Here is a 17050-nt window from a genome sequence, read left to right on the forward strand (position 1 = left end):
CCTCCCTGCCCTACGCCTCCTCCCTGTGCGGCGCCTGCTACGAGGTCTGCCCCGTCGCCATCGACATCCCCGAGGTCCTCGTCCACCTCCGGGAGAAGGTCGCCGACCAGGGCGGCAAGGGGCACCGCCTGGAACGGGCCGCGATGAGGGCGGCGACCTGGCTCCTGGACCACCCCGCCGCGCTGACCGTCGGCGAACGCCTCGCCTCCAGGACCCGCAAGCTGCACCCCGATCGGCTCCCGGGGCCCGGGGCGCGCCAGTGGACCGACAGCCGGGATCTGCCGGAGCTGCCGGCCGAACCCTTCCGTGACTGGTGGAGGAAGAACCGCGCATGACACCCGAGCCCTCCTCCCGCGACCGCGTCCTCGGCCGAGTGCGCCGGGCCCTCGCCGACGCGCCCGAGGCCCCCGAGGTCACGCGTGACTACCGGGTGAGCCACACCCCCGACGACCGGACCGCGGTGCTCGACCTGCTCCACGAGAACCTCGCCGACTACCGGGCCGGCGTGCACCGCAGTACCCGGCGCGAGCTGCCGGCCGTCATCGGCCGCCTCCTCGCCGGCCACGGCGCCCGTACCGTCGTCGTGCCTCCGGGCCTGCCCGAGGACTGGCTGGCCGCGTCCGACGCCCGGCGCCGGCCGGACGACGTCCCCCTGACCCCCGCCGAACTGGACTGTGCCGACGCCGTGGTCACCGGCTGCGCCCTCGCCGTCGCGGAGACCGGCACCGTCGTCCTCGACGCCGGACCGGGGCAGGGCCGTCGCGCCCTCACCCTCGTCCCGGACCTGCACATCTGCGTCGTCGACGTACCCGGCCAGGTGGTCGCCTCCCTGCCCCGGGCCCTGCCGCGCCTCGACCCCACCCGGCCGACCACGTGGATCTCCGGCCCGTCCGCCACCAGCGACATCGAACTCGACCGGGTCGAGGGCGTCCACGGCCCGCGGACGCTGGAGGTGGTGCTGGTGGTGGACTGAGACCGGACGAGCCGGTGGCGCGCCGTGGCGAACCCGCCGGTACGGGCGGGCCACCGCAGCCACGCGTACCGCACCACGGGTCCCGGCAACCACGAGGGCGCGGGGAACGGGGACGGGATGCTGACCGGGATCGTCATCGACGCACTGGACGCGGCGGGCATGGAACGCTTCTGGCGGGACGCGACGCGGGGCCGCACGGGCGGCCTCCGGTCGCGCTTCGAGCCGGTCACCGAGCCGAAGGCGGCGCACGAGAACCGGCTCCACTCGATCTGGCCGGAGGACCGGGCTGGGAGGCGGAGGTGGCCCGGCTGCCGGCGCTCGGCGCGACACGGGCCGACATCGGCCAGGGCGGCGTCCCCCGCGGCGCGGAGGACGGGGCGGAACAGACTGCGGCCGGAGGTCACCCGCCGCGACCGGACGCCCGGCGAGTTCCTCGACGCCGCCGAGAACGAGTTCCACGTCCTGGGCTGACCCGGCCGCTCGCCACCTCACCTGACGCGGTGGCTCTCCAGAAGGGGCCGAGGTCCTGGTCCGTCAGGGACTGGGCGGCGGCCTTGAAGTCGGCGGTGGTGGAGACGCCGAACCAGTGGTCCCGGGCGCAGCGTTCGAGCAGGCGGGCGATGGTGCCGGCGCCCAGGGTCCGTTCCAGGTCCGCCAGGACGCAGGGACCGGCCGTGTACGCCAGGTGGTACTCGCCCCGGTGCCGCGACCAGTAGTCCATCGACGCGGTGAGTTCGGTGCTGTCGTCGGGCCAGTGGACCTCGGACCAGCAGTCGGTGGTGTCCCAGCCGTAGAAGCGGGCGTTGGCGTACCGGGCGAAGCTCTCGTCGAGCCACGGCGAGGCGTACTCGTCGTTGCCGACGATCCCGTCCCACCACTGGTGCGCCACCTCGTGGACGACGGCGCTGCCCTCCTCCGTGGTGCCGAGGAGGACCAGGCCGGGGTACTCCATGCCGCCGCCGAACCCGCCGGTCATCACGAGGTCGATCTCTCCGTACGGATAGCGGCAGAACTCCCGGCCGAACCGGTCGACCGCGGCGGCGGCCTCCGTCCGGTTCAGGCGCATGCCCGCATCGGGTGTGCCGACGGCCCAGTACGACCTCACCCGCACGCCCCCGGGCGTGGTGTCCGTCGCCGTGCGGAACGGACCCGCGGCCCACGCGAAGTCCCGCACCCGCTGGGCGATGCTGTGCGTCACGACCCTGCCGGGGTCGCCGGGACGGGTCCGGGTCACACCGGTGCCGGGCACCTTCAGGGCCGACGGGTGGTCGAGCCGGACCCCGCCGTGCACGACGCGAAGGGGTGGCACCTCGACCCGTACGCGGCCGTCGGTGAGAGCTTCTACGCCCTGACGAGCGACTTCCGGTGACCGGACGTCCGTCGCCTTCGATCTCTCCTTCACGGTGCCCGAACGCAGCGCCCGCTTCGGCCGGGAGGCTGCCCACCGCACCTCGGGCGAGCGGCTCGGGCCGGTCGACCCGCAGGGCCGTGCAGTTCACGGAGGGAGCGGCCGGTGTGCCGCCCCGCACGTGCGACACCCTGACGGGCGAGGGCGCGCCCGGCCCTCCGCACCCGTCCTCGCCGTTCCCCCACAGGCGCAGGTACACCTCGCGCAGCGGCCGGTCGGCGGCGTTGCGGAAGGACACCCGCTGCCGCTCGGTCCAGTGGCCGCCGTCGGCGTCGGACCGCAGGGTCACGTCGTAGCGGGCACCGCCGGGCGTGGCCGCGGCTCCGGACACGTCCGGCTCGGACACGGGGACGACCGGCACGCTCTACGACCCACGACGTTATCGATGCCAATCGTCCTCGCGTGGCTAGACTCCCCGCAGGGCGAGGAGCTGCGGCGACACGACCGGACCGTGGTTCCTCCGGAGAGGCGAGCGATGTCATCGGAAACACAGGGAGCGGGCGCATCCGCGGCGCGGCGGACCGCCGGCGGCGGCGCCGGGCGGCAGCCCGGGATGACCGACGTCGCCCGGCTGGCGGGGGTCTCCGCGCAGACGGTGTCCCGCACCCTGGCCGGTCACCCCCACGTGCAGCAGAAGACCCGCGCCAAGGTGCTCGCCGCCGTCGAGCAACTCGGCTACCGCAAGAACAACGCGGCGCGGACGCTGTCGTCGGGGCGCAGCCGGACGATCGGTCTCGTGACCCTCCGGACCACCTACTCCTCGCGTACGAACCTGACGTTCGGCATCGAGACCGCCGCCCGCGGGGCCGGGTACGCGGTCAGTACCGCGACCACCGCTTCACTGGACACGGCGGCGATCGAGGGAGCGCTGTCGCGGCTGGCGGAGCAGGGCGTCGAGGGCGTCATCCTGTCGGTGCCGCTGGTCCGTGTGAGCCCGCGGATCGAGCAGCTCACCCGCTCCGTGCCCACCGTCACCGTCGACGGATCGAGGACCCCGGCCACGGAGGTCGTCGCCGTCGACCAGACCCTCGTGGCACGCCTGGCCACACGTCACCTGATCGACCTGGGCCACGAGACCGTCTGGCACGTGTCGGGGCCCGAGGAGTGGCTCGACGCCGCCGGCCGCCGGGCCGGGTGGCGCGACACGCTGGAGTCGGCGGGACGGCCCGTGCCCCCGGTGCTGGAGGGCGACTGGACCCCCGCCTCCGGCTACCGGAACGGGCTGATCCTGGGCAACATCCCCGACGTCACCGCGGTGTTCGTGGCGAGCGACGAGATGGCCTTCGGCGTGATCCGCGCCCTGCACGAACTGGGCCGCAGGGTCCCGGAGGACATCTCCGTCGTGGGGGTGGACGACATCGCGCTGGCCGAGTACTGCTCGCCCTCACTGACCACGGTGGCCCAGCCCTTCGCCGAGATGGGAGCCCTGGCGGTCGCGCACCTGACACGGCACATCGCGGACCCGGCCGCGGTACCGGAACCCGCCTCCGTCGAGCCGGCGCTGATCGTCCGCGCCAGCACGGCGCCGCTCGGCGGACGGGCCCGGCCGTGACCGCGGTACCGGACAGGTTCTTTTCTCCGGAAAGACAGGTAAAATCGCTTTAAAGTAGGCGTCCTGCCAGGCGTACCCGCACCGTCACGGAGGGGGGTCGCCATGGATCCGTGGCTGATCTGGCTCATCGTCGCGTCGGTTCTGATCGTGGCGGAGATCTTCACCCTCACCGCCGCGCTCGGCATGCTGGGAGCGGCCGCGCTGATCACGGCCGCGGTCGCCGCGGCCGGACTGTCCGGGCCCCTCCAGTTCGTGGTGTTCACCGTCGTCGCCACGGTCACCGTCCTCTTCGTGCGCCCCGTCGCCCTGCGCCACCTCCTCCAGCCCCAGACGGAGCGGTTCGGCGTGGACGCACTCGTCGGCCGGGCCGCCTACGTCGTGACGGAGGTGACGGGCAGGGAGGGCCGGGAGGGGAGGGTACGCATCGGCGGGGAGGAGTGGTCGGCCCGTTCCTACGACGAGACGCTGGTGATCCCCCCAGGGGCGACCGTCGACGTCCTGGAGATCAGCGGCAGCACCGCCCTCGTCCACCCCCGGGAGTGACCATGGAAGTCTCGGCGTTCCTCGTCGCAGGTGTGATCGTCGCCCTCCTCGCGGTTTTCACCGTGGTGCGCGCGGTACGCATCGTGCCCCAGGCCCGCGCCCGCAACGTCGAACGGCTCGGCCGCTACCACCGCACCCTGAAACCCGGGCTGAGCCTCGTCATCCCGTACATCGACCGCGTGTACCCGGTGATCGACCTGCGGGAGCAGGTCGTCTCCTTCAAGCCGCAACCCGTGATCACCGAGGACAATCTGGTCGTCGAGATCGACACCGTGCTGTATTTCCAGGTGACGGATCCGCGCGCGGCCTTCTACGAGATCGCCAACTTCCTCCAGGCGGTCGAGCAGCTCACCGTCACCACCCTGCGCAACGTCGTCGGGTCCATGGACCTGGAGAAGACGCTCACGTCACGGGACACCATCAACAGCCAACTGCGCGGCGTACTCGACGAGGCCACCGGAAAATGGGGGCTGCGGGTGAACCGGGTGGAGATCAAGGCCATCGACCCCCCGCAGTCCATCAAGGACGCGATGCAGAAGCAGATGCGTGCCGAGCGGGACAAGCGGGCCGCGATCCTCGGCGCGGAAGGGCAGCGCCAGTCGCAGATCCTCACCGCCGAGGGCGACAAGCAGGCCGCGGTCCTGCGCGCGGAGGGAAACCGCACCGCCGAGATCCTCAAGGCCGAGGGCCAGTCCCGGGCCATCGACGAGGTCTTCCAGGCCGTGCACCGCAACGACCCCGACCCCAAGCTCCTCGCCTACCAGTACCTCCAGGTGCTGCCGCAGCTCGCGCAGGGCTCGGGCAGCACCTTCTGGGTCATCCCCAGCGAGGTCACCTCCGCCCTGCAGGGCGTGTCCCGGGCCTTCACCGAAGCGCTGCCCCAGTCACCCGCCACCCGCGAGACCCGCTCCGACGACGGCGCCGCCCAGGCCGCCAACGACACGGCCCAGGCCGCGGAAGCCGCCGCCCAGGCACTCGCCGACGCGGCCGAGGCCGACAAGGCGACGTCCCCGGCGCCGCGCCGCGCCCCCAGGACCGACGACCGGTGAGGACCGGCGACGTGGTGCACACTCGGGTATAGGGGGCATCTCTCCGCAAGCCACTGCGAGGCCCGCATGTTGGATGTGCCGTTCTGGCTCTGGGCAGTCTTCGCCGCGACCGTGGTCGTGTCGCTCGCCGTCGACCTGCTGGCCCACCGCAACGCCCACGTCATCGGCTTCAAGGAAGCGGCGGCCTGGAGCGGGCTGTGGGTCGGACTCGCCCTGGTCTTCGGCGCGGTCGTCTTCCTCGTGCTCGGCGGCACGGCCGGCACCGAGTACACCACCGCGTGGCTCCTGGAGAAGAGCCTCTCCGTCGACAACCTCTTCGTCTTCGCCCTGATCTTCGCCTACTTCAAGGTGCCCCGTGCCTACCAGCACCGGGTCCTGTTCTTCGGCGTCATCGGCGCCCTGGTGTTCCGCGGCCTCTTCCTCGCCGCCGGCGTGGCCGTGGTCAGCCGGTTCACCGCCGTGCTGTTCGTCTTCGCGGCCATCCTCTTCTACAGCGTCTACAAGATCCTCAAGGGCGAGGAGGAGAGCTTCGACCCCGGCCGGAGTTTCGCCGTACGGCTGCTGCGCAAGGTGATCCCCGTCCGGGACACCTACGCGGGCCCGAAGTTCTTCGTGAAGGAGGCGGGCAAGCACGTGGCGACGCCGCTGCTCGCCGTCGTCGCCGCCATCGAGGCCGCCGACCTGATCTTCGCCGTCGACAGCGTGCCGGCCGTGCTCGCCGTCAGCGACGACGCCTTCATCGTCTACACCAGCAACGCCTTCGCCATCCTCGGGCTGCGGGCCCTGTACTTCATGCTCTCCGGGCTGCTGGACCGCTTCCACTACCTCAGCAAGGGCCTGGCGATCATTCTCGGCTTCATCGGCCTCAAGCTCATCCTCCAGGCGACGCACAAGCTGGTCAGCCCCTCCGTGCCGGAGATCCCGTCCCCCGTGAGCCTGGCGGTGATCGTGGTGGTGCTCGCGGGGTCCGTGGTCCTGAGCCTGCGACGTCCGGCGGACGCGCCGTCGGAGAACACCGGTGACGACTCCGGGGAGGAGCCACTCACCGCACCGCGAGGTGAACGGGACGCCCCGTGAGACGCCGGCAGGACGGCGGATCGCCCCCGCGGGCATACATACCCCAAAAAAGGGCAAAAAGGTACCAAAACCCTTCTATCGTGTCGCGGACGTGAGCACCATGAGCCACCACACCGAGCGAACGAAGACAGCGCAGGCCGCAACGCAGCGCGAGGACGTCTGCCCGTCCTGCGGCCACACCGTCCCCGCGGAGGTCACCCGGCACAAGACCCTCGGGATCTACGTCCCGGTCTGGCGCCGGGGCACCTGCCACAACCCGGACTGCGCGACGGCGGCACCGGACCGGCGCCCGTGACCCCTCGGCCCGGTGCGACGGCGCGAGCGTGCGCCCGGAGGACACCGTCCGGGCCGCTCAGCCGAGGGCGGGCCCGGTGACGAGCCGGCCCTCGGCGTCGTAGGGCCAGACGTTGGTGCGGCAGCCGTGCAGCCCCTTGATCTGCTGCATCATCACCGGCGCCGGCCGCCCCGCCCCGGGGCAGCCCACATGGCCGTGACCGAGGAAGTGCCCCACCTCGTGGTTGACGATGAGGGCCCGGTAGGACGTCACGTCGTCCGCGTAGTACCGGGTCGCCAGCAGCCACCGCTTGAGGTTGACCATGACGTCCTGTCCCACGTTGCAGTTGACCTCACCGCCGGTGTCGAGACCGTACCGGCCGCAGATCCCGTCCACCGTCCCGGCCGTGGCCAGCCGCACCCGGAAGTCCGAGGCGCCGCCGGACACCCGCCGGAACCCCACCTTCCCGTCGGCCGTCCAGCCCCGCTCGTCGGCGAGGACGCGCTCGACCTCGGCCGCGACGTCCCCCGCCGGAATCCCGATGCCGTCCTCGACCTGGACGACGTAGGTCAGCGTCCGTTCACGCCCCCCGACCCGGGCGCCGTCACCCGACGCGGTGGTGAACGTCCCGGGCCCCGCCGACGGGATCGAACCGGGGTCCGAACCCGTCCCCGTCTCCTTCCCGTCCTCCACGACCTCGACCCGCTGCCGGTCCTCCGCGGTCCGCCCCTCCCCGCGTGCCCCGTCCGTCTCGACGACCTCGCGCGAGGCGGGCGGCTCGGACGCCGTCGGCCGCCCGGCGGCATCGGCGGAGCGGCCGGACGGCTCCGTCCGCTCCCTCAGGACCAGCCCGCCGGCGACGAGCAGCACGACCCCCGCCACGAGTCCGGCCCGCAGCAGCGGCGGCGGCCCGCCCCGACGGCGGCGGGAGCGGCCCCCGCCGCGGCGTCGGGGGACCTTCTCGGAGGCAGGCGAGGACGACGATCGGTGCGCGTTCATGATCACGCAGCGTGCCGCCGCCGTGTGATCGGGCGGGGACCGCTTGTGGACCGCTGTGTAACAGCCGTGCCCCGAGCGCCGGTGTTCGCACGTTCATACGCATACTGAGATCCATGCCACGGGTCCTGATCATCGAAGACGACCGCGCCGTCCGGGAGGGCGTGCGGATGGCCCTGCGCCGTCAGGGACACGAGGTCGCCGCGGCCGCGACGGGCGAGGACGGACTGGAGCGCCTGCGGTCGTTCCGGCCCGACGCCGTGATCCTCGACCTGATGCTGCCGGGCATGCCCGGACTGGAGGTGTGCCGCCGGATACGCGCCGGCCACCAGGTGCCGATCATCATGGCCACGGCCCGCGGCGACGACACCGACATCGTCGTCGGACTGGAGGCCGGGGCGGACGACTACGTCGTGAAACCGGTCCGCGCCCGCGTACTGGACGCACGCATCCGCGCGGTGCTGCGCCGCGTGGGCGGCGGCCCGGACGACCACGGCACGGTCCGCACCGAGCACCACGGCGACCTGGTCATCGACCGCGCCGGTCTCACCGTCACCCACCAGGGGCGGCCCGTCGCCCTCGGCCCCTCCGAACTGCGGCTGCTGCTGACCCTGTCCGCCTCGGCCGGGCAGGTCTTCAGCCGCCAGCAGCTCCTGGAAGCCGTGTGGGAGCACAACTACCACGGGGACGCACGCCTCGTGGACGCCTGTGTGAAACGCCTGCGCTCCAAGATCGGCGAGCCCGCGGGCCGGCCGCGCTACGTGCACACCGTGCGCGGCTTCGGCTACCGGTTCGGGACCCGGTGAGAGTTCCCCGGGCGGCGCGCGCCCTGACCGGGCTGCGCGTGCGGCTGGTGGTGGCCTTCACCCTCGTCGCGGTCGTGGCGACGGTGACGACGGGAGCGCTGACCTTCCGCGAGGCCCGCACCAGGCTCCTCCAGCAGAGTCAGGACACGGTGATCGAGGACTTCCGGCACCGCGTCGACACCCTCGTCCCCAACTACCGTTTCCCGCCCGAGGAGTCCGACCTGCGATCGTTCGCCGCCGACGTGTCGCGCGGCGGGCGTTCCCAGACCTGGCGGATCCTGGTGGCCTACGGGGAGGCGAGCGCGACGTCCATGTCCGGGGACGCCTTCCGTGAACTGTCCCCGGCCATGCGCGAGTCCGTACGCACCCGCAGGGCCACGGTGTTCCAGCGGGTGTCGCGGGACGGCCGCTCCGCGCTCGTCGTCGGCACGCCGGTCACCTTCGCGGGCCCGTACCGCACCGCGCAGCGCGCCTCCGGGCTGGAGGTCTACCTCACCGTGCCGCAGCAGGAGGAACAGGGGTACGTCGACGCGCTGGTCACCGCCATCGAACGGGCCACCGTGCCCGCACTCGCCCTGGCCGTCCTGCTCGCCCTGCTGGCCGCGCGCGGGGTGCTCCGGCCCGTACGGGCCCTGCGGCGGGCCACCCGCAGCATCGCGGAGGGCCGACTGGACACCCGGCTCACGGTGCAGGGCTCCGACGAACTCGCCGATCTGTCCCGCACCTTCAACGAGACGGCCGCCGCACTGGAGGGCTCGGTGGCCGAACTGCGGCGCATGGAGGCCGGTGCCCGGCGCTTCGCCGCGGACGTCTCCCACGAACTGCGCACCCCGCTCGCGGCGATGTCGGCGGTGACGGACGTGCTGGACGAGGACGCGGCCGGCCTGGACGGTGACACCGCCATGGCCGTACGCCTCATCAGCGAGGAGACCACGAAGCTGGCGGGCCTGGTGGACGACCTGATGGAGATCTCCCGGTTCGACGCGGGCGCGGCCGCCCTGCACCTGGACGAGATCGACCTCGCCGAGTCCGTACGTCGCACGCTCGCCTCCCGCGGCTGGCAGGCCACCGTGGAGACCGACCTCCCGGAACCGGGCGCGCTGCGGGGCCGGGTGGACCCGCGCCGCCTCGACGTCGTCGTCGCGAACCTCGTCGCCAACGCCCTCCGCCACGGGGCACCCCCCGTCCGGCTGCGCCTGCGGGAGGAGGACGACCACCGTGCCGGACGGCGGGCGGTATTGACGGTCGCCGACGGCGGGGACGGTATCCCCGGCGAGGTCCTGCCGCACGTCTTCGAACGGTTCTACAAGTCGGACAGCGCCCGGACCCGCAGCGAGGGCAGCGGCCTCGGACTGGCCATCGCCATGGAGAACGTGCGCCTGCACGGCGGCACCGTCCGAGCGGCCAACCATCCGCAGGGCGGCGCCGTCTTCACGGTCGTCCTCCCCCTGCGTCCGGACGGCGCACGGGAAGCGACGACGCACTCCGCGAGAGGGGACCGCCCATGAGACCCCCGGCCCCGGGCCCCGCGCGGGCGTGCGGCCGCACCGGGACGAGCGCCCGCCGTCTGCTCCCGCTGCTGCTCGCGGCCCTGCTCCCGCTCTCGGCCTGCGGCATCCCCGCCACCGGCGTGGTCGAGGCGGGCGAACCCGCGACCGGCGTCCTCGATCCGGGCCCTGCCCCCAGCCCGTCGCAGACCTGGCCCGAGCCCGCTCCCGCCACCCTGGTCCCGCTGTACTTCGTCGTCGACGGCGCGTTGACCACGGCTCCCCGTGCGGTGCCCGGCGCGGGAGCCGACCTCGGCAGCACGGTGCTCATGCTGTTCAAGGGGCCGGACGCCGAGGAGCGGAGGAACGGGCTGACCACCGATCTGCCACCTTCCACGGTGGCGCCCACCATCCGGACCGACGGAGCGGCGGTGAGCGTCCAGCTGCCCGAGGACGCCGCCGGCCTCAGCGATCTGGCCGTCGACCAGCTGGCCTGCACGGTCGCCGTCGCCCGGATGCGCCAGGACCCGACGCTCGGCAGCGCGCAGGTGACGGTGGAGCAGCCCGGCGGCCGGCTCGCGGGCCGGTCCAGCGAGGACTGCCCGGCCGACGCGGCCCGGGGGAACCGGTGAGCGCGTCCGCGAGGGCGGCGCGCCCGGTGCCGATCGGCCCAGTGCTCGCCCGTCCTCGCCCCGGGCACGGCAGTGGGCCCGGACCGGAGTCATCCCGGTCCGGGCCCACCTGCGCGGCCACGTGCGGTCACGGCACCTCGGCGGTCAGCGTCCGCCCGGTCCGCCGCTCCCGAAGGAGCCGCTGCTGCCCTCGTCCCAGCGGGGCCGCTCCTGCCCGGAGGAGGGGCGGCTGCCCTGGTGTCCGAGGTCGTGCGGCAGCGTCCGCTCGTCGCTCTGCGGCATCTCGTCGGGCTCCCGGCGCTCCCGGGTCTCCCGAACGGGCCCGTCCGCGGGCATACGGGGCTGCTCCTCCGGGCGCGGGGGCGGCGACTCCTTGCGCTTCTGCCGGCTGCCGAACGCGAACGCGCCGATCAGCAGGCCCACCACCACGACGGCCGCGACACCGATGCCGATGCCGATCCCAGCAGAGCTCACGGCCAGGTCCATCCATGCGTTGGTCATGGAGCGCGGGTACCCCCGGCTTCGCGTGACCAACCTGCTCAGCGGCACCCTCCTCCACCGCCGGGCCGAGAGGGGCAACGCCGCCCCGACGGTTTGGCGGCGACCGCAGCGGCAACCCGCGCGGTGTGACATCGACGACGACTTCCCAGCAGGAACTGTTCCGCTTCCTGGAGGACCGTTTCGCTTGTGCACAGGCGTGTACCGAGTGCGCCAGGGCGTGCGCGCTGCGGGCGAGCCTCGTGGACCCGGACGGGACCGAGAACCAGGAGCTCGTACGGCGCAAGGGCATCATGTGCGCGGAGGTCTGCGACGCGACCTGCCGGGTGCTGTCCGAGCAGAACCAGGTGGACGAGGCCGCGATACGCGTCCAGCTCGAGTGGTGCCGGCAGGTGTGCCTGGAGAGCGCCCACGTCTTCGACGGGCACCCCGGGGCGGAGGAGGCCGCCGAGGCGTGCCGGGCCTGCGCCCGGGCCTGCGGAGAGTTCCTCGACACCCTGCGCTGAGGCACTGGGGCCCTCGGGCTCTGTGGCCGCCGGGTGCGGGGCGTTAGCCTGCCGGTATGACGGCGACGCGGACGACCGGTGATCCGGGGCTGTTCGGCCCGGACTCGGTGACCTGGCAGGCGCACGGCGACCCGATGATGTGGATCGCCGGCATCCGCGCCCTGTACCTCCAGGCACTGCACCCGCGCGCTGTGCGCGGCGTCATGCAGAACAGCGACTTCCGGCGCGACGCCTGGGGCCGGCTGATGCGCACCGCGAGCTTCGTCGGCACCACGACGTACGGCACCACCGACGCCGCGGAGCGGGCCGGCGCGCGGGTACGGAAGATCCACCGCAGGCTCGGCGCCACGGACCCCGTCACGGGCGAGCGGTACGGCGTCGACGAACCCGCGCTGCTGCTGTGGGTGCACTGCGCCGAGATCGGCTCCTACCTCCACGTCCTGCGCCGCTCCGGATTCCCGCTCACGGACGCCCACGCCGACCGCTACCTCGCCGAACACCGACACAGCGCCCGTCTGGTGGGCCTCGACCCCGCCACCGTGCCGGGGAGCAGGGCCGAGCTGGCCGCCTACTTCGCGCGCGTGCGGCCCGAGCTGGCCGCGGGCCCCGAGGCGCGCGAGGTGGACGACTTCCTGCTCCGCCCGCCCACGCACCCCCTCCTGGTCCCGGCACGCGGGCTGCTGTGGCGCCGTGTGGCACATCTGGCGTACGACTCCCTACCGCCGTACGCCCACGAGCTCTACGGCAGACCGGCCCCCCCACCCGGCACCGTCACCCGGCGGCTCCGTGTCACCGGCACCCTGCTGCGCGGAATCCCCGCACGTCTGCGCTGGCAGCTGCCGCCCAAACACATCCTGCGCGCCACGGCCCGGCTCGGTCCGGCCGCGCGCCCGGCACCGTACAGAATCGGACCGTAGGCCGCCATACCGGACCGGCCAGGGGAGGGCGGGTGCTGGGCGCCGACCACGCCGACACCCTCGCCGTCCGGCAGGAGATGGCGTACGTGCTGGGCCGCCTGGGACGGTACGCCGACGCACACCAGGTCTACACCGCGGTCCTCGCCGCCCGTGAGCGGGTCATGGCGCTGCCGCCACAACCTGGCCTTCAACCTCGGCCGGCTCGGACGCCCCGAGGACGCCCACCGGATGGCCCGCGAGGTGGCTGCCGCCCGCGCCCGCGTGCTCGGTCCGGGCCACCCGGACACCCTGGTCACCCGCTTCGAGGTGGCCCACGAACTCGGCCGGCTGGACCGCTGGCAGGAGGCCCTGTCCCTCTACCGGGAGGTGGCCGAGGCCCGCACCGGCGCACTCGGCCCGGACCACCCGGACACGCTCGTGAGCCGCCGCGAGGTCGCCGTCGGACTCGGTTGGCTGGGCCGCTGGTCCGCCGCCCTCACCGAGTACCGCCGGGTCGCCCTGCGGCGCATGGTGGAAGCACGCTGACCCGAAGCGCCAAGGCCCTTCCGGGCGGGGCCGCACCCGCGTCCCACCCGGGGAGCCCCGGGCGGAGCCCGAAGACGACCGCCGGCGCGGCCGCCGCGCCCGGCTCCCCCCGCCGTCTCGACCGCGCGGGGACATCGCGCCGCGGGGCTCGGCCACCCGGCCGGCCCATCGCGGCTCTGGCCGCCCGTCGCAGCCCCGTGCTACCAAGAGCCATGACCCCGCCCATCCCGCCCAGCGCACGCCATGCGCCCCACGCCTCCCGCGCCTACGACGCCGTCATCGTCGGCGGTGGCCACAACGGCCTGGTCGCCGCCGCCTACCTGGCCCGCGCCGGCCGCTCCGTGCTCGTGCTGGAACGCCTGGACCACACCGGGGGCGCCGCGGTGTCGACGCGCCCCTTCGCCGGGGTCGACGCACGGCTGTCGCGCTACTCGTACCTGGTCAGCCTGTTGCCGAAGAAGATCGTGCGGGAACTGGACCTCGACTTCCGGGTACGGGGACGCACCGTCTCCTCGTACACGCCCGTCGAGCGGGACGGCCGGCCCACCGGGCTCCTCGTCGGCGGGGGCGAGCGGCGGACCCGGGAGTCCTTCGCCCGGCTGACCGGTTCGGACCGGGAGTACGCGGCCTGGCAGCGCTTCTACGGCATGACCGGCCGGGTCGCCCAGCGGGTCTTCCCGACCCTCACCGAGCCGCTGCCCACCCGCGACGAGCTGCGTCGCCGGGTCGACGACGAGGTGGCCTGGCGCGCGCTGTTCGAGGAGCCGATCGGTGTCGCGATCGAGGAGCACTTCGCGGACGACCTGGTACGGGGAGTGGCCCTCACCGACGCCCTGATCGGCACCTTCGCCGACGCCCACGACCCCGGCCTCAGCCAGAACCGCTGCTTCCTCTACCACGTGATCGGCGGCGGCACCGGCGCCTGGGACGTTCCGGTCGGCGGCATGGGCGCCCTCACCGACGCCCTGGCCGACGCGGCGCGCGCCGCGGGCGCCGTGCTGGCCCCCGGGCACGAGGCGGTGCGGATCGACACGGACGGACGCGCGGCCGAGGTCACCTACCGCTGCGCCGACGGCGAGGCCGTCGCCGCCGCGCGCCACGTCCTGGTGAACGCCTCCCCGCAGGAACTGGCGACGCTCACGCGGCAGGCGCCCCCGCCGCCCGCCGAGGGCGCACAGCTCAAGGTCAACATGCTGCTGACGCGGCTCCCCGCGCTGCGCGACCCCGGGACCGACCCGCACGAGGCCTTCGCGGGGACCTTCCACATCGCGGAGGGCTACGAGCAACTGGCGACCGCCCACGCCCGCGCCGCGGCCGGCGAGCCGCCCGAGGCACCGCCCTCCGAGATCTACTGCCACTCGCTGACCGACCCCACGATCCTCGGCCCCGACCTGGCCGCGAAGGGCATGCACACGCTCACCCTGTTCGGTCTGCACACCCCCGCCCGGCTCTTCGCGCGGGACAACGACGCGGTGCGCGAGCGGCTCCTCGCGTCGACCCTGGCCCAACTCGACGCCCACCTGGCCGAGCCCCTCGCGGACTGCCTGGCGACCGACGCCGACGGGCGGCCCTGCATCGAGGCCCGGTCGCCGCTCGACCTGGAACGCGACCTGCGCCTGCCCGGCGGCCACATCTTCCACCGCGAGCTGACCTGGCCCCACGCCCAGGAGGGCACCGGCCCCTGGGGCGTCGGGACGGGGCAGCCGAACGTCCTGCTGTGCGGAGCGGGCGCGGTACGCGGGGGCGGGGTCAGCGGGGTGCCGGGGCACAACGCGGCGATGGCCGTGCTGGACCGGTCGGCGAGCTGACGGGAGCGTGCGCCCGGCAGGGCCGGGGTACCGCGGCACAGGGACCTTCCACACGCGTGGGCCAGAACCGCGAGCCCGAGAACCGGCACCCCGAGGAGCCTGCCATGGCGGACCTCAGCCCGATCGACCTGAAGGAGAACAGCTTCGACGGGCCGAACGAGGTGCAGAAGGCCGTCTTCAACGGCTGGCCGTATCGACCGCACCGCCGCGCACGACCGTCTAGTCGGCCGACGCCGTCCATCCCACCGCCGCGATCCGTGCCGCGTCCGCGGGGCGCGCGTCGTGGAAGAGGACCCCGTCGGCCGCCTCGGCGCGCAGCCCGTCGACGTACGCCCCGCGGCCCACGTACAGCCGGTCGGTCGTGTACCGCCAGCGCAACGTCACTCCCCGCGCTGCCGGGAGGGCGGCCGTCAGCCGGTGCCAGACGCGGCCCGACCAGCCGGTGACCGAGCCCGCCGGGTGCTCCCGCGGTGCCTCTCCGCGGCGCGTCGTGGTGAAGGGGACGCCCGTCCAGGTGGTGCCGCCGTCGGTCGTGGCCTCCAGGACGAGGGTGTCCGCCCCGGGTTCGACGTCCCACCACAGCGCGCAGTCCAGCCGCGCCGCACCGGCGGACGTGTCCAGCGCGGGCAGCGTGAGCGTCGCCGTCGCGGAGTTCGCCGTACCGGAGAACCAGGCCGTGCGGCCGTGCGCGGGACGCACCGGCACCGCCCGCGCCATGTTCGTCCCGGCCGCGACCCGGGGGGCCGAACCGGAACGCCAACTGCGCACCGGGTGGACCGAATTGCCCAGCACCACGAGGAACGAGTCGGTGGTCGGGTCGAGTACCAGCGAGGTCCCGGTGAAGCCGGTGTGCCCGGCCGTGCGCGGAGTGGCCATCGCCCCCATGTACCAGTGCTGGTACAGCTCGAAGCCGAGGCCGTGCTCGTCCCCGGGGAAGTCCGTGTTGAAGTCGGTGAACATCAGCTCCACCGACTCCGGCCGCAGGATGCGCTCCCGGCCGTAGGAGCCGCCGTTGAGCAGGGCGCGGCCGAGGACCGCCAGGTCCCAGGCGCAGGAGAAGACGCCCGCGTGACCGGCGACGCCGCCGAGGCTGAAGGCGTTCTCGTCGTGCACCTCGCCCCACACCAGCCCCCGGTCCAGGCCGGACCAGGGCAGGCGCGCGTCCTCCGTGGCGGCGATGTGCGGCTTCCAGGACGCGGGCGGGTTGTAGCGGGTACGACGGAGGCCGAGCGGGGCGGTGATCTCGTCGCGCAGCAGGACGTCGAGGGTGCGGCCGGTGACCTCCTCCAGGACCAGCTGGAGGGAGATCAGGTTCAGGTCCGAGTAGAGGTAGGCGGTGCCGGGCGGACTGGCCGGCACCTCGTCGTAGACGAGCTGCACCTTCGCCTCGTAGGTCGGCGCCTTGTACAGCGGGATCCACGCCCGGAACCCCGAGGTGTGCGTCAGCAGCTGCCGGACCGTCACGTCCTGCTTGCCGGCCTGTCCGAAGTCCGGCAGGTACGAGGCGACCGGCTCCTCCAGCTCCAGCGTGCCCCGCTCCAGCTGCTGCACGGCGAGGATGGAGGTGAACAGCTTGGAGATCGACGCGAGGTCGAACACCGTGTCCTCGGCCATCGGGATCTGCTGCCCCGCGGGGAACTCGACGCCGGTGTCGGTCGCCTCGTCGTAGGCCCGGTAACGCACCGCCATGCCGATCGGCTCGTGCAGCGCCACCGTGCCGCCCCGCCCGGCGAGCAGCACGGCGCCCGCGTACCACGGGTGCTCGGGGGAGGGGCCGAGGTAGGCCTCGGCGTCGGTGACGAGGCGGCGCAGATGACCGGGGAGCAGACCGGCGCGCTCGGCGGAGCCGCGCCGCAGGGTGGGGCGGCGGCCCTGGTCCGCGGCCGCCTCGGCCGGCCCGGCCGCGAACGGGGCGATGGCCAGGGCACCACCGAGTGCCATGGCACCGGCGCCCAGTTGACGCCGCGTGAATCCGTTGGTCGCCTGTCCGGCCATCGAA

The 17050-nt window shown here is 73.7% G+C and carries 17 protein-coding genes and 2 pseudogenes; 15 read left to right on the forward strand and 4 right to left on the reverse strand.

Going from position 1 to position 17050, the window contains the following annotated elements; genetic code table 11:
- The 3 genes from ACZ6EG_RS32090 to ACZ6EG_RS32100 all read left to right on the forward strand — a co-directional run.
- Nucleotides 1–335 (forward strand): lactate utilisation protein LutB domain-containing protein (locus ACZ6EG_RS32090; protein ID WP_391972680.1); only part of this gene is annotated, 335 nt, incomplete at its 5' end.
- Nucleotides 332–973 (forward strand): LutC/YkgG family protein, encoded by a 642-nt coding sequence (locus tag ACZ6EG_RS32095; protein WP_469609928.1) that lies wholly within the window; start codon nt 332–334, stop codon nt 971–973. The genes ACZ6EG_RS32090 and ACZ6EG_RS32095, both read left to right, overlap by 4 nt.
- Nucleotides 974–997: 24 nt before the next feature.
- Nucleotides 998–1444, forward strand: coding sequence for a hypothetical protein (locus tag ACZ6EG_RS32100; RefSeq protein WP_469609931.1), 447 nt, complete (start codon nt 998–1000; stop codon nt 1442–1444).
- Nucleotides 1445–1461: 17 nt separating this feature from the next.
- On the opposite strand, the pseudogene ACZ6EG_RS32105 reads toward ACZ6EG_RS32100, so the two are convergent.
- A pseudogene (locus tag ACZ6EG_RS32105) lies at nt 1462–2742 on the reverse strand (M1 family aminopeptidase).
- A 192-nt stretch (nt 2743–2934) separates the two neighbouring features.
- Between ACZ6EG_RS32105 and ACZ6EG_RS32110 the strand changes: the two are divergent.
- The 5 genes from ACZ6EG_RS32110 to ACZ6EG_RS32130 all read left to right on the forward strand — a co-directional run bounded on the left by ACZ6EG_RS32110 (nt 2935) and on the right by ACZ6EG_RS32130 (nt 6897).
- A complete protein-coding gene (locus ACZ6EG_RS32110; RefSeq protein ID WP_469609934.1) occupies nt 2935–3933 on the forward strand; it encodes a LacI family DNA-binding transcriptional regulator in 999 nt (332 codons plus the stop codon).
- Nucleotides 3934–4035: 102 nt separating this feature from the next.
- Nucleotides 4036–4476 (forward strand): NfeD family protein, encoded by a 441-nt coding sequence (locus ACZ6EG_RS32115; RefSeq protein ID WP_391972677.1) that lies wholly within the window; start codon nt 4036–4038, stop codon nt 4474–4476.
- A 2-nt stretch (nt 4477–4478) separates the two neighbouring features.
- A complete protein-coding gene (locus ACZ6EG_RS32120) occupies nt 4479–5525 on the forward strand; it encodes an SPFH domain-containing protein (RefSeq protein ID WP_391972676.1) in 1047 nt (348 codons plus the stop codon).
- A 66-nt stretch (nt 5526–5591) separates the two neighbouring features.
- Complete coding sequence (locus ACZ6EG_RS32125; RefSeq protein WP_469609938.1) at nt 5592–6602, forward strand: TerC family protein; 1011 nt, start codon at nt 5592–5594, stop codon at nt 6600–6602.
- 100 nt (nt 6603–6702) lie between these two features.
- Nucleotides 6703–6897, forward strand: coding sequence for a hypothetical protein (locus tag ACZ6EG_RS32130; protein WP_391972685.1), 195 nt, complete (start codon nt 6703–6705; stop codon nt 6895–6897).
- Between the two features lie 57 nt (nt 6898–6954).
- On the opposite strand, the gene ACZ6EG_RS32135 is transcribed toward ACZ6EG_RS32130, so the two are convergent.
- Nucleotides 6955–7875 carry a DUF3152 domain-containing protein gene (locus tag ACZ6EG_RS32135; protein ID WP_469609940.1) on the reverse strand — a complete coding sequence of 307 codons (921 nt, stop codon included), beginning with the start codon at nt 7873–7875 and terminating at the stop codon, nt 6955–6957.
- A gap of 113 nt (nt 7876–7988) precedes the next feature.
- Here ACZ6EG_RS32135 and ACZ6EG_RS32140 point away from each other — a divergent pair, with 113 nt between their 5' ends.
- The 3 genes from ACZ6EG_RS32140 to ACZ6EG_RS32150 are packed head-to-tail and all read left to right on the forward strand — an operon-like array spanning nt 7989 to nt 10797.
- Nucleotides 7989–8678 (forward strand): response regulator, encoded by a 690-nt coding sequence (locus ACZ6EG_RS32140; protein ID WP_391972673.1) that lies wholly within the window; start codon nt 7989–7991, stop codon nt 8676–8678.
- The gene (locus tag ACZ6EG_RS32145; protein ID WP_469609943.1) at nt 8675–10186 is read left to right on the forward strand and encodes an ATP-binding protein; all 1512 of its coding nucleotides are present in this window, start codon (nt 8675–8677) and stop codon (nt 10184–10186) included. The genes ACZ6EG_RS32140 and ACZ6EG_RS32145 overlap by 4 nt, the downstream gene beginning before the upstream one ends.
- The gene (locus ACZ6EG_RS32150; protein ID WP_469609946.1) at nt 10183–10797 is read left to right on the forward strand and encodes a hypothetical protein; all 615 of its coding nucleotides are present in this window, start codon (nt 10183–10185) and stop codon (nt 10795–10797) included. Before ACZ6EG_RS32145 ends, ACZ6EG_RS32150 begins: the two co-directional genes overlap by 4 nt.
- A gap of 144 nt (nt 10798–10941) precedes the next feature.
- Here ACZ6EG_RS32150 and ACZ6EG_RS32155 read toward each other — a convergent pair whose 3' ends face one another.
- Nucleotides 10942–11298, reverse strand: coding sequence for a DUF6479 family protein (locus ACZ6EG_RS32155; protein ID WP_391972670.1), 357 nt, complete (start codon nt 11296–11298; stop codon nt 10942–10944).
- A gap of 125 nt (nt 11299–11423) precedes the next feature.
- Here ACZ6EG_RS32155 and ACZ6EG_RS32160 point away from each other — a divergent pair, with 125 nt between their 5' ends.
- The 4 genes and pseudogenes from ACZ6EG_RS32160 (at nt 11424) to ACZ6EG_RS32175 (ending at nt 15051) form a co-directional block, all read left to right on the forward strand.
- The gene (locus tag ACZ6EG_RS32160) at nt 11424–11801 is read left to right on the forward strand and encodes a four-helix bundle copper-binding protein (RefSeq protein WP_391972669.1); all 378 of its coding nucleotides are present in this window, start codon (nt 11424–11426) and stop codon (nt 11799–11801) included.
- A 56-nt stretch (nt 11802–11857) separates the two neighbouring features.
- The gene (locus ACZ6EG_RS32165; RefSeq protein WP_391972668.1) at nt 11858–12718 is read left to right on the forward strand and encodes an oxygenase MpaB family protein; all 861 of its coding nucleotides are present in this window, start codon (nt 11858–11860) and stop codon (nt 12716–12718) included.
- A pseudogene (locus ACZ6EG_RS32170) lies at nt 12673–13207 on the forward strand (tetratricopeptide repeat protein); the annotation flags it as partial. The gene ACZ6EG_RS32165 and the pseudogene ACZ6EG_RS32170, both read left to right, overlap by 46 nt.
- Before the next feature lie 248 nt (nt 13208–13455).
- Nucleotides 13456–15051 (forward strand): phytoene desaturase family protein, encoded by a 1596-nt coding sequence (locus ACZ6EG_RS32175; protein ID WP_391972667.1) that lies wholly within the window; start codon nt 13456–13458, stop codon nt 15049–15051.
- 219 nt (nt 15052–15270) lie between these two features.
- Here the strand turns inward: ACZ6EG_RS32175 and ACZ6EG_RS32180 are convergent, their stop codons facing one another.
- Nucleotides 15271–17046 carry a serine hydrolase domain-containing protein gene (locus ACZ6EG_RS32180; RefSeq protein ID WP_469609951.1) on the reverse strand — a complete coding sequence of 592 codons (1776 nt, stop codon included), beginning with the start codon at nt 17044–17046 and terminating at the stop codon, nt 15271–15273.
- Nucleotides 17047–17050 lie beyond the last annotated feature (4 nt).

The sequence above is a fragment of the Streptomyces sp. NPDC041968 genome (assembly GCF_055589025.1).

What these genes read in the sequence shown, in the direction of transcription:
- ACZ6EG_RS32095 (WP_469609928.1), top strand. Translation starts at nt 332, where the DNA reads ATGACACCCGAGCCCTCCTCCCGCGACCGCGTCCTCGGCCGAGTGCGC.
- ACZ6EG_RS32110 (WP_469609934.1), top strand. Translation starts at nt 2,935, where the DNA reads ATGACCGACGTCGCCCGGCTGGCGGGGGTCTCCGCGCAGACGGTGTCC.
- ACZ6EG_RS32115 (WP_391972677.1), top strand. Translation starts at nt 4,036, where the DNA reads ATGGATCCGTGGCTGATCTGGCTCATCGTCGCGTCGGTTCTGATCGTG.
- ACZ6EG_RS32120 (WP_391972676.1), top strand. Translation starts at nt 4,479, where the DNA reads ATGGAAGTCTCGGCGTTCCTCGTCGCAGGTGTGATCGTCGCCCTCCTC.
- ACZ6EG_RS32125 (WP_469609938.1), top strand. Translation starts at nt 5,592, where the DNA reads ATGTTGGATGTGCCGTTCTGGCTCTGGGCAGTCTTCGCCGCGACCGTG.
- ACZ6EG_RS32130 (WP_391972685.1), top strand. Translation starts at nt 6,703, where the DNA reads ATGAGCCACCACACCGAGCGAACGAAGACAGCGCAGGCCGCAACGCAG.
- ACZ6EG_RS32135 (WP_469609940.1), bottom strand. Translation starts at nt 7,875, where the DNA reads ATGAACGCGCACCGATCGTCGTCCTCGCCTGCCTCCGAGAAGGTCCCC.
- ACZ6EG_RS32140 (WP_391972673.1), top strand. Translation starts at nt 7,989, where the DNA reads ATGCCACGGGTCCTGATCATCGAAGACGACCGCGCCGTCCGGGAGGGC.
- ACZ6EG_RS32150 (WP_469609946.1), top strand. Translation starts at nt 10,183, where the DNA reads ATGAGACCCCCGGCCCCGGGCCCCGCGCGGGCGTGCGGCCGCACCGGG.
- ACZ6EG_RS32155 (WP_391972670.1), bottom strand. Translation starts at nt 11,298, where the DNA reads ATGACCAACGCATGGATGGACCTGGCCGTGAGCTCTGCTGGGATCGGC.
- ACZ6EG_RS32165 (WP_391972668.1), top strand. Translation starts at nt 11,858, where the DNA reads ATGACGGCGACGCGGACGACCGGTGATCCGGGGCTGTTCGGCCCGGAC.
- ACZ6EG_RS32175 (WP_391972667.1), top strand. Translation starts at nt 13,456, where the DNA reads ATGACCCCGCCCATCCCGCCCAGCGCACGCCATGCGCCCCACGCCTCC.
- ACZ6EG_RS32180 (WP_469609951.1), bottom strand. Translation starts at nt 17,046, where the DNA reads ATGGCCGGACAGGCGACCAACGGATTCACGCGGCGTCAACTGGGCGCC.